A 9,658-nucleotide genomic window follows, 5' to 3' on the forward strand; every position below is an offset into this window, starting at 1 on the left:
TAGGACTTCCTGTCATGAGAATTTCACTCAAGCAACTTAATGTTTTTACTGTAATAGCACAAGAAAAAACCATGACAAAAGCTGCAGAGCGACTGTATATAACAAAGCCAGCTGTTAGTTTATCCCTCTCTGAATTAGAAAAAAATCTCGGTTATAAAGTCTTTGACCGTGTAAATAACCGCTTAGTATTAAATAGTGAAGGTCGTCAATTACTTCCACTAGCTGATGAGTTATTAGAGCGAGCAGAAGTGATTGAACACCAATTTGCAGCGGATAGTCAGTTGACAGGTTCATTAAACATTGGAGCTAGTGATACGATTGGTAATCATATTGCGCCAGTATTATTGAGTAAATTCCAGCAACAATACCCATGTGATATTCAGCAGCTATTTATTTCAAACACAGCACAAATCATCAATAGATTATTAGAATTTCAGCTTGATATAGGATTAGTTGAAGGTAAAGCACATCATCCCAAATTAAATATGATTGAATGGCTACGAGACGACATGTATTTGGTTTGCTCACCGTCTCACCCTTTAGCTACTAAAACTCAAGTTACATTAGATGATTTGGAGCATTCAACTTGGTTACTACGTGAAGAAGGCTCAGGCAGTCGCGAATATTTTATTAATCATATCGCCGCTAACTTAAATGACTGGCATGAATCATTACAACTTCATACCACTGAGGCGATCATTAATTGTTGCGCTGAAAGTATGGGGTTAGCATGTTTATCTCAACTCGCAGCACAAAACGCAATAAATGATGGTCGCTTAGTTAAATTGGCTTATAACAAAACATTGGCAAGACAATATTGGTTATTAGTACATAAAGAAAAATACCAAACGCCATTACTGCAATATTTTATGAACTTTATTCAACAAAAATGAGGCTGTTTAGCCTCATTCAAATACATATCTAACGCTGATGAGCAGGAAGATCGTGAGTTTCATACGCATCTGCAAATGAATGATTACGATCTCGATGCTTTGCTTCATCATTTCGAATTTGAAGAATAACATCGCGTAACATCGCATCACTTGGCAATTGATAATAATCTATCGCTATTTGCGGTGCGACTTCATTTTCCACAGCACCTTCATCGATCTTAGCTAGATATTCGGTATAACTCTTACACGCTTCTTCTTCAAAATAACCAACTACACGATGAGCTATTTTCGAAGAGAGTAAATAAATCAAACTATAAACAATAATAAAGACAGCTTGACCTAACAAAACTAAAAGACGTTCAATCCAACGAGGCTTAGCTATGTCTAGAAATATCATTAAATGCATTCTTTCATTTTCAGCTTCACTTAATAATTCTTGAATCCACCCCTGATCGTCTTTCATTCTACGTAATGCTTTCAAATGATTGAACATGCCAGCCACCATTCCAGGTACTGCTGCAATCGTTTCTAAAATTACAGCTCGTTTAGCATACTTTGAACCATAAAAAATATTTAAAAGAAACTTTAAACATTGAGTAATTTTATATGCGATCTTCTCTGAAATTTTATTCGTTGCTTTATGTTTTAATTCAAAATCTGACATGCTGTTCACCTTTTAATTAAAGTTGCATTTAAAATACATCTTTAATTAATTTTACTCAACTCTTTTTTCTTCAAATAAAAATTTGTCTTATCTGTTAGACGTTAACTTTATCTAACTTTCGTTTCTCCAAGTGGACACATAAGCTCGCTTACTGTATAAAACACCAGTTAATTAAATAGGAGAGACGACCATGGCTGTTATCGTCAAATATGTAGTTGAGCGCAACGGAGAAGAGAAGATGACTTTTACCTCTAAATCGGAAGCCGATGCTTATGACAAAATGCTTGATATCGCAGATGAGCTTTTTACTTTTCTAGGTGAGAGTGAATTAATCGAAGATGAAGCTAAGCAAGAAGAGATGTCTTTATACCTAGCTAAGCATAAAGAAGAGCTTTTAATTGCTCTAGGTGCTAAGCGTAAACCTGCACCAAAAAAAGCAAAGATAAAAGCCGTTCAAGATGAAGAATCTGACGCAGCTTAATGACTAAACATACTTTCAAAATAGCAGCCTAATCGCTGCTATTTTTATTTGTACTCTATGTATCGACTCTTTCTTTACTTTCTGCTTTTTTAACTTTTTCTATTTTTAACCAAAGTTTTATGGTTTCGCTCTTCTATATCACAGCAACTCTCTTTATGATGTGAAGTAAGATTTATTTTTAAATACTAATATTTATATGGAAATGGAGAATCATTACATGGCTCATTTTGCTCTTGCCTTTGGTACAGCGACAAAAAACCGCGACAATAAAATTATTGAAGCTTTCTTCCCTCACCCAGTACTTAACCCTTCTGATGCACTAGTTTCAGCAATTGCACAAGCAAGTGGTTACGCTGAAGGCAACCAAGCGATCGAAATTTCTTCTGAAGTTTGTACAGAACTTGCTAACGCATTTGCAGCAAGCGGTGATGTTGCTAACGCGGCATTTGCAGAAAAAGCAGTTCAATCTAAACAGCCATTAGTTCTTGTTGTTTTAGCTACTGATGAGCAACCTCAATCTGTTGCTGAAGGTTTCTTAAAACTTCAACTTATCTCTAACCGTTTAGTTAAACCACACGGCACTGTACTTGATGGCATCTTTGGTCTTCTACATAACATCGCTTGGACTAACCAAGGTCCAATCGATTTACCTGAACTTGCTGATCGTCAAATCGAAGCTCGTTTAGCTGGCGAAACACTAACTGTAGATTGCGTTGATAAATTCCCTAAAATGGTGGATTACGTGGTTCCTACTGGTGTTCGTATTGCTGATACTTCGCGTGTTCGCCTAGGTGCTCATGTAGGTGAAGGCACAACAGTTATGCACGAAGGTTTCATCAACTTTAACGCTGGTACTACGGGTGTTAGCATGGTTGAAGGCCGTATTTCTGCTGGTGTTGTTGTTGGCAATGGTTCTGATATCGGCGGTGGTGCTTCTATCATGGGTACACTTTCTGGCGGCGGTAAAATGGTTATCTCTATTGGTGAGAACTGTCTACTTGGTGCTAATGCCGGTCTTGGTTTCCCAATGGGCGACCGTTGTACGATTGAATCAGGTCTATATGTTACTGCTGGCACAAAAGTAAGCATGCTAGATAATCAAGGCAAAGAAGTTGAAATTGCGAAAGCTCGTGATCTTGCTGGTAAAACCGATCTTCTATTCCGTCGTAATTCTATCACTGGTCAAATCGAGTGTTTAACTAACAAATCTGCAGTTGAACTAAATAGCGAATTGCACAGCAATAACTAATTTTTAACTGAATTATGTGAATAAGGCATTCACGCTCTATTCATAAAGACCAAGGTAATCTTATGGTCAGTAACGTAATTGTTACTGGCCATTTTTTTATTGATATAGGAAATAAAATGAGACTACTACTTGCTTTATTGCTGCCTTGGTTACAGTTTTTTACGATAGGACGTCCATTTAGCGGAATTATTTGTCTTATCTTACAAATCACATTAATTGGTTGGATCCCTGCTGCTATTTGGTCTGTTTATGCACTAAGCCAATATAGAACAGATGAAAAAATTAAAGATGCTTTTGGGCGATAGAAATTAGAAAAACTCATACTACGCCCTATAAACTGCAACGCTTTTCTCAATGGTTTGAATGAGTAACTCTTTAAGCCATTGATAGCGTTTGTTCTCTTTATTTCTGGTTTGCCATATCAATTGAATATCAAATTCACCCACATTAATTGGTGGTTCTGAATGCACTAATTTTTCTGAAAAAAGATCTAATTGAGCCATTAACTCAGGAACCACACAAATTAAATCTCTTTTTTTCATTAAGTGTCTTATGGTTAAAAAATGCTTAGAGGCCACACTAACAGAGCGACTCACCCCTAATGCTTTTAACTCTTTATCTACCCCTGTTTTTAATGCTCCATCAGGACTGACTAATGCGTGAGGCAAAGAAATATAATCATTGAGGCTGATTGGCGAATTAAATGGATGCCGCAGTCCATCCCACATACATACGTGCTTTTCTGTGTATAACGTTTGATATTGAAATTCTCTCAACTCAGGTTTCATACTTCCGATAACGAGATCTAATGGCTCGGAATCAAAACGATCTTGATAGTTAGCTTTATCTACCGTAGTAAAACAAAGTTGTGCATTTGGCGCTAATTGATGAATAGCATCAAAAATATCTGCAGCAAAAAGAAGTTCTGCGTAATCCGTCATCCCTATTTTAAAAGTACCGGTAAACTCACTCGCTTCAAACGTATCCACCTTTAAAATATCACCAGAGATCGTTTGTAATACTTTATTAACTAAAGGATATAATTGAATCGCTTTTGCTGTAGGGATCATTTGATGTCCTTGTCTTTCAAACAAAGGATCATGTAGTAACTCACGCAGGCGAGAAAGGCTATGACTCATCGCTGATTGACCCACAAACAATTTATTTGCAGCGAGTGAAACGCTTTTGGTTTCCATTAAAGTGCTAAAAGCGACTAATAAATTTAAGTCTACCGCTTTCCAATTAATTTCATTCATAGTTAATAACAATACAATCGATTTGAATAATTTTATAGTAACTCGTAATCTTGAACTCATCAAAATTGAATATCCAAAATTGGATCACACATCAAAAGCTGAGTACGTTATGTTTGAAATATTTAAACGATTTTTTTTGTTAGGCTGGGTAAGCTTTGGTGGGCCAGCTGCCCACATTGGTTACTTTAGAAATGAATTTGTTCAAAAACGTGGATGGATTAGTGAAGAAGAATACGCTCAATTAATAGCATTAAGCCAATTTTTACCAGGACCTGGCTCAAGCCAAGTGGGTTTCGCATTAGGCTACCACCGCAAAGGTCTTCTGGGGGCTTTATTAGCTTCTATTAGCTTTACATTACCGTCTATTCTCATCATGGTATTACTTGCGAATATCAGTCACTCATTTTTTGGTAATGACGTTTTTGAAGGTGTTATTCACGGTTTAAAATCACTCGCTGTCGTCGTCGTTGCTGATGCTATTATGGGGATGTATAAAAGTTTCTGTAAAGATAAGCTCACCGTCTTCCTTTGTATAATGACAGCAACGTTGTTACTGATTTTACCGTCTATCACAACTCAATTGCTCGCATTATTTATTGCGGCACTGATTGGACGCTTTTACCTAAAATCAGATAATAAAGAACAAATTGAGCAAGACTCAAAAGGCATCAATTGGCTTCCTTTAATTATCTTTGCTTTATGCTTTTTTGTATTACCTACAGTTGTAAGTTACTCACCACTACTTGGTTTATTTTCAGACTTTTTCCAAGCAGGTAGCTTAGTATTTGGTGGCGGCCACGTTGTTCTACCGTTACTACAAAATATTGTTGGTGACCAAGTAAGTACGGACAGCTTTTTAACCGGTTATGCTGCAGCACAAGCCGTTCCTGGACCTATGTTTACCTTTGCGACCTTCTTAGGCTACGAGCTATGGAGTGAGCAACCAGTACTTGGCGCTATAATTGCTACTGTTGCTATTTTCCTACCGGGTTTCTTATTAGTTCTTGGAGTATTTAATCACTGGCAAGTACTTGCTAAAAAACCTGCACTTTCAGGAGCGATTATTGGTATTAATGCAGCGGTTGTGGGATTACTAATTTCTGCGTTGTATGATCCAGTATTCACAAGCGCTGTTAATTCTGGCTTAGATATGGCGTTAGTAATTATTGGTTTTGCACTATTAAAAGTGGCTAAACTTCCAATCGTTGGATTAGTTAGCTTCTTTATTATTGCAGGTGGTGTGTTGCCTTTTGTTGGGTGATTGATGAAAACAAAGGTGGGTACAGATTACTATAAATGCTCACCTTTATTTACCAACACTCACTAGGGCTCGCTACATTAAACTGGTTTAGCGTAATCTCATTATAACTATTACCTGCGCAGGTATCATTTTGTTGTTCATTTTTAGGGACCGCTTTAATTGTGTAAGTCGTTGCAGTCAAATCCTCAAAACTCAAGGTATATTTATCTAATTGCGTATCACAGAAAGAACAGGTTCCTCCGCTGAGGATTGATGATGCGATACTAGAATAGCTATTTATATACTTCTCTTCGATTTCTAATTGAATCTTTGCAATATCCGCCAATACAGCAATTCTATTAGCTTTTAAAATATGATTTGTATATGCAGGATAAGCAATAGCAGACAACAGACCTATCACAGCAATAGCAATCATTAATTCGATCAATGTCATACCTCTTGTATGATTATATTTAGAATTACATTTATTTATTAGAATCATTTCCATTTATCCTCTACCCAGCATCTTTATATTCTTAATAGTTGATATAATTTACGCAAGCGTTATTGCTGCTCTATCAATAAGTTACAAAGGAAATTGAGAGATGAATCGCGGGTTTACCTTACTAGAGCTTTTAATTACGGTTACCGTTTTAGCAATACTATTATCTGTTGTAACTCCAAACTTCAATACCATAAATAACAGCGTAAAAATGGAGCGTTTAGCAACAGAATTAAATGGTTTTTTAATTCAAGCGAAATCAGAAGCTGTACTAAAAAATAAAGATTTATGGGTTCATATTTCATTCCCTAAAACAGAAGAAAATAAAACAGGTTCATGGAATTTAGTACTAAGAGATTCTTCGGCTCTTTCTGGAAATATGATTGCTTATTTAGATGGTAGTAACTTCAAAGGTATAACCTTAAAACATACATATACATATCAAAAAACTAAATTTGAAGGAATACGAGGACGACCAGCACCAGGTTCGTTTACTTTCTACCCAAATACCGACACTACAAAAGCCTTAAAGGTTTTTCTATCTAACCCACCAGGCAGAATTAAAATTTGCTATGACAATACGAGTGGAACTCTCTATGGCTATAATTCCTGTTCATAAATATAAACAGAAAGGCGCCTCTCTGATTGAACTTCTTATTGCATCTTTTATAGGAATTATTGCTATCAGTCTTGTTGGTTCTATTTTTATTAATGGTCAACGTGTAGCAAAAGAACGAGGGTTGGAACTACTATTAACACAAAATCTAACTAGTACAATGCAAATCATTAAAGAAGATATTCAAAGAGCTGGTTATGATGGCGCTGATGGACAATCAATTAAATTATCCGGAGCAGTAAACATTATTGAAATAACCTCAGATAGCATTGGCTTTGCATATCATCGAAAAATGTCTGGAGCACAAAAAACATACCAAAACATCGTATACAAATACTCTTCTATAGATAAAAAATTAAAAGTTTGCGAAGAAAAAACTCTTATCACTCAACGAAAAGAAATAGCTGAAGTTGGTGACTGTAATTCACTCTTTGACTCGCAAAATATACATGTAACTGCTTTTTCAATAATTAGTACTCCTCTAGTCACAAGCTCTGCAATGTCATCAATTATAGATGTTCGACTTGACGCAAAATTAGTGAATATACCGACAATGACAAAAAGTTTAAGTTTCAGAGCAAAACAAAGGAACTGGCAATAATGAAGACAAAGAGTGAAAAAGGTGCTGTTGTTCTAATAATGACATCATTACTAATCCTTGCCGCTTTAATTTTATCTCTGGGTACTTATAAAAGTACTTTTTATCAAATCAAAAGAGCGCAAAACGAAGTATTAGCAAAACAAGGGCACTGGAGAGCAGAGGGTGCAATTGAATGCTTATTTACTTTTATCAGTGAGACAAAAACTGAACCATCTCTTCTATCTAAAAATAACAGTTCAACAGAATATAATGACTTGAAATCAGCTTGTAATATCTCTTATCCACTCGAAAACCTTTATGCTAAAACAATTTCTTCAGCGAGCTCAACAATTTCTTATCAATTAACCTATGAACATAATAATGAAGAGCTTATTAAGAAAAATATTATTCCGAAAATAACTTATGGTAATGGTGCTATACAAGCTAGAGGTAATCTAATAATTGATGGTTCCTTAAATGTCTATCCAGACGTTACCGGAGATAAAATTGATGATAAAGATAAATGTGTTGCTATAAAATACACAGGAGCCATTGATTATAGATTCTCAGGTTCAGGATTAAAAACGTTAAACCCTGAAGATAATGGCCCATACGATGGTTATAAAGGAACATGCCATGCGTCCACAAAATCAAATATTAATATATCATCTAAAACAGATGACCCTGCAACTTCCAGTAATTTTCTTTCTGATTATATAAAAGAAAATCACTATGACCCATTTGAAGCATTTTTTCAAAAACCTCGTTCCAAATTAGCTGAAGTAAAAAATGAGTATACAGTCATTAGCGGTAGCAAATTAAATTGTGACGATTTAATTGCGAATGCGTTTACGAGTAGCGATAAAGTGTGGGTGCTCGGCAATTGTGACCTAGGAGATGGACATTCACTAACATCATTACCACAAACACCTCGTAATCTTGTAATTGAAGGTGGCGTTCTTGGTATTTACAGTGCTGTCAATTTTTATGGCTCAGTATATCACATGTATCACCATTCACCGGGTCTAGACTTAACCACTAATTGGGATGGTATGGTTAGCGCAAACACTCTAAGCAGTGATGATAAAAAAACAGTTTCTCACTTCCAAGCAGGAGCTTTTGTTCCTACTGGTGGATTAATTTTAGATACTCCAAATTCCTCAACATTACTTAGAGGATCTATTATATTTAAGTATAAGAGAGCCGCCCGTAAAGAAGAATATAATAATTTCACTTGGCAAAAAGGATCTTGGAATGATCTCTAGACAAAAAGGATTTAATCTTCTTGAAATAATGATTTCATTTACCATCATTGGTATTGGGGCTCTGGGGCTATTAAAGTTACAAACTTTTATCGAACTTAAATCCGAATACGCAACAAGAAGTATTGAAGCTCTCTATAACGCTGAAGCTCAATTAGAAAAATTTCGTAGTCGCTCAACCTCTGGAGCTGGTGGAACTATTACTTATGATTCCATTACGACATCATCAGATGATGTCACAATCAATGGTATTACATATACGTTAAGTTGGAATGTAGATAGCATTATTTCAGCCTCCGCAAAGCACATCACAATATCTAGTGCTTGGGACACAAGACATGGAAATCAAGAATTCATAACCTTAGAAACCATCATATCCAAATACAACGAATTTGATTAATAGTTAAACATGAGAGTAATACTTTATAATCCCGAATATTCGCCCCATCTTATGGTGGGGGAATTTGCTGATCTTTTCTCAAATCGCAGATAGCAAAAAGGCTCATACCTTTCGATATGAGCCTTTTTAATATGGCAGGGGTGGAGAGATTCGAACTCCCAACACGCGGATTTGGAATCCGCTGCTCTGCCAATTGGAGCTACACCCCTGTAGTTATTTTAAAGACTTAACTCTGTCTAAATAAGTGGCGGAGTGGACGGGACTCGAACCCGCGACCCCCGGCGTGACAGGCCGGTATTCTAACCAACTGAACTACCACTCCGCAGTGTCTATTCAGCATATTGCTATTTTTGATTTTACTTTTAATAAAAAGTAAAAATAAATTGGAAGCCTGGCGATGTCCTACTCTCACATGGGGAAACCCCACACTACCATCGGCGCTATTACGTTTCACTTCTGAGTTCGGCATGGGATCAGGTGGGTCCATAATGCTATGGTCGCCAAGCAAATTCTTT

12 protein-coding genes, 2 tRNA genes and 1 rRNA gene are annotated in these 9,658 nt (G+C 36.3%); 9 read left to right on the plus strand and 6 right to left on the minus strand.

Annotated features, from left to right (window positions below):
- The first annotated feature begins 14 nt into the window (after positions 1–14).
- On the plus strand, positions 15–893 hold the full coding sequence (locus GNP81_RS13140; RefSeq protein WP_155672926.1) for a LysR substrate-binding domain-containing protein: 879 nt from the start codon (positions 15–17) through the stop codon (positions 891–893).
- 28 nt (positions 894–921) lie between these two features.
- Here GNP81_RS13140 and GNP81_RS13145 read toward each other — a convergent pair whose 3' ends face one another.
- Positions 922–1,557, minus strand: a complete 636-nt coding sequence (locus tag GNP81_RS13145) for an alternative oxidase (RefSeq protein ID WP_155674678.1) — start codon at positions 1,555–1,557, stop codon at positions 922–924.
- Between the two features lie 190 nt (positions 1,558–1,747).
- Between GNP81_RS13145 and GNP81_RS13150 the strand changes: the two genes are divergently transcribed.
- From GNP81_RS13150 to GNP81_RS13160, 3 genes are all read left to right on the plus strand, one after another.
- Complete coding sequence (locus tag GNP81_RS13150; RefSeq protein ID WP_155672928.1) at positions 1,748–2,038, plus strand: YebG family protein; 291 nt, start codon at positions 1,748–1,750, stop codon at positions 2,036–2,038.
- A gap of 217 nt (positions 2,039–2,255) precedes the next feature.
- Positions 2,256–3,287, plus strand: coding sequence for a 2,3,4,5-tetrahydropyridine-2,6-dicarboxylate N-succinyltransferase (gene dapD, locus GNP81_RS13155; protein WP_011261330.1), 1,032 nt, complete (start codon positions 2,256–2,258; stop codon positions 3,285–3,287).
- A gap of 62 nt (positions 3,288–3,349) precedes the next feature.
- Entirely contained in the window at positions 3,350–3,592 is a 243-nt protein-coding gene (locus GNP81_RS13160; protein WP_236781374.1) for a YqaE/Pmp3 family membrane protein, read from the plus strand.
- An 18-nt stretch (positions 3,593–3,610) separates the two neighbouring features.
- On the opposite strand, the gene GNP81_RS13165 is transcribed toward GNP81_RS13160, so the two are convergent.
- Positions 3,611–4,603 (minus strand): LysR family transcriptional regulator, encoded by a 993-nt coding sequence (locus tag GNP81_RS13165; protein ID WP_155672929.1) that lies wholly within the window; start codon positions 4,601–4,603, stop codon positions 3,611–3,613.
- 49 nt (positions 4,604–4,652) lie between these two features.
- Between GNP81_RS13165 and chrA the strand changes: the two genes are divergently transcribed.
- Positions 4,653–5,804: a chromate efflux transporter gene (chrA, locus tag GNP81_RS13170; protein WP_155674676.1), complete on the plus strand. Its 1,152-nt coding sequence runs from the start codon at positions 4,653–4,655 to the stop codon at positions 5,802–5,804.
- A 49-nt stretch (positions 5,805–5,853) separates the two neighbouring features.
- Here chrA and GNP81_RS13175 read toward each other — a convergent pair whose 3' ends face one another.
- Positions 5,854–6,291 carry a type IV pilin protein gene (locus tag GNP81_RS13175; protein ID WP_155674674.1) on the minus strand — a complete coding sequence of 146 codons (438 nt, stop codon included), beginning with the start codon at positions 6,289–6,291 and terminating at the stop codon, positions 5,854–5,856.
- 97 nt (positions 6,292–6,388) lie between these two features.
- Here GNP81_RS13175 and GNP81_RS13180 point away from each other — a divergent pair, with 97 nt between their 5' ends.
- From GNP81_RS13180 to GNP81_RS13195, 4 genes are read left to right on the plus strand one after another with little or no spacing between them, the layout of a single operon-like run.
- A complete protein-coding gene (locus GNP81_RS13180) occupies positions 6,389–6,904 on the plus strand; it encodes a GspH/FimT family pseudopilin (RefSeq protein ID WP_155674672.1) in 516 nt (171 codons plus the stop codon).
- Entirely contained in the window at positions 6,882–7,502 is a 621-nt protein-coding gene (locus GNP81_RS13185; RefSeq protein ID WP_196587431.1) for a PilW family protein, read from the plus strand. The genes GNP81_RS13180 and GNP81_RS13185 overlap by 23 nt, the downstream gene beginning before the upstream one ends.
- Positions 7,502–8,746: a hypothetical protein gene (locus GNP81_RS13190; protein ID WP_155674670.1), complete on the plus strand. Its 1,245-nt coding sequence runs from the start codon at positions 7,502–7,504 to the stop codon at positions 8,744–8,746. The genes GNP81_RS13185 and GNP81_RS13190 overlap by 1 nt, the downstream gene beginning before the upstream one ends.
- Positions 8,736–9,143, plus strand: coding sequence for a type IV pilus modification PilV family protein (locus GNP81_RS13195; protein WP_155674668.1), 408 nt, complete (start codon positions 8,736–8,738; stop codon positions 9,141–9,143). The genes GNP81_RS13190 and GNP81_RS13195 overlap by 11 nt, the downstream gene beginning before the upstream one ends.
- A gap of 132 nt (positions 9,144–9,275) precedes the next feature.
- On the opposite strand, the gene GNP81_RS13200 is transcribed toward GNP81_RS13195, so the two are convergent.
- The 3 genes from GNP81_RS13200 to rrf form a co-directional block, all read right to left on the minus strand.
- Positions 9,276–9,352, minus strand: a tRNA-Trp gene (locus GNP81_RS13200).
- A gap of 36 nt (positions 9,353–9,388) precedes the next feature.
- Positions 9,389–9,465, minus strand: a tRNA-Asp gene (locus GNP81_RS13205).
- Between the two features lie 67 nt (positions 9,466–9,532).
- Positions 9,533–9,648, minus strand: a 5S ribosomal RNA gene (rrf, locus tag GNP81_RS13210).
- Between the last annotated feature and the right edge of the window lie 10 nt (positions 9,649–9,658).

Origin of the sequence: Aliivibrio fischeri, from assembly GCF_009727955.1 — a bacterium.
In the GTDB taxonomy this organism is placed as follows: Bacteria; Pseudomonadota; Gammaproteobacteria; order Enterobacterales; family Vibrionaceae; genus Aliivibrio; species Aliivibrio fischeri_A.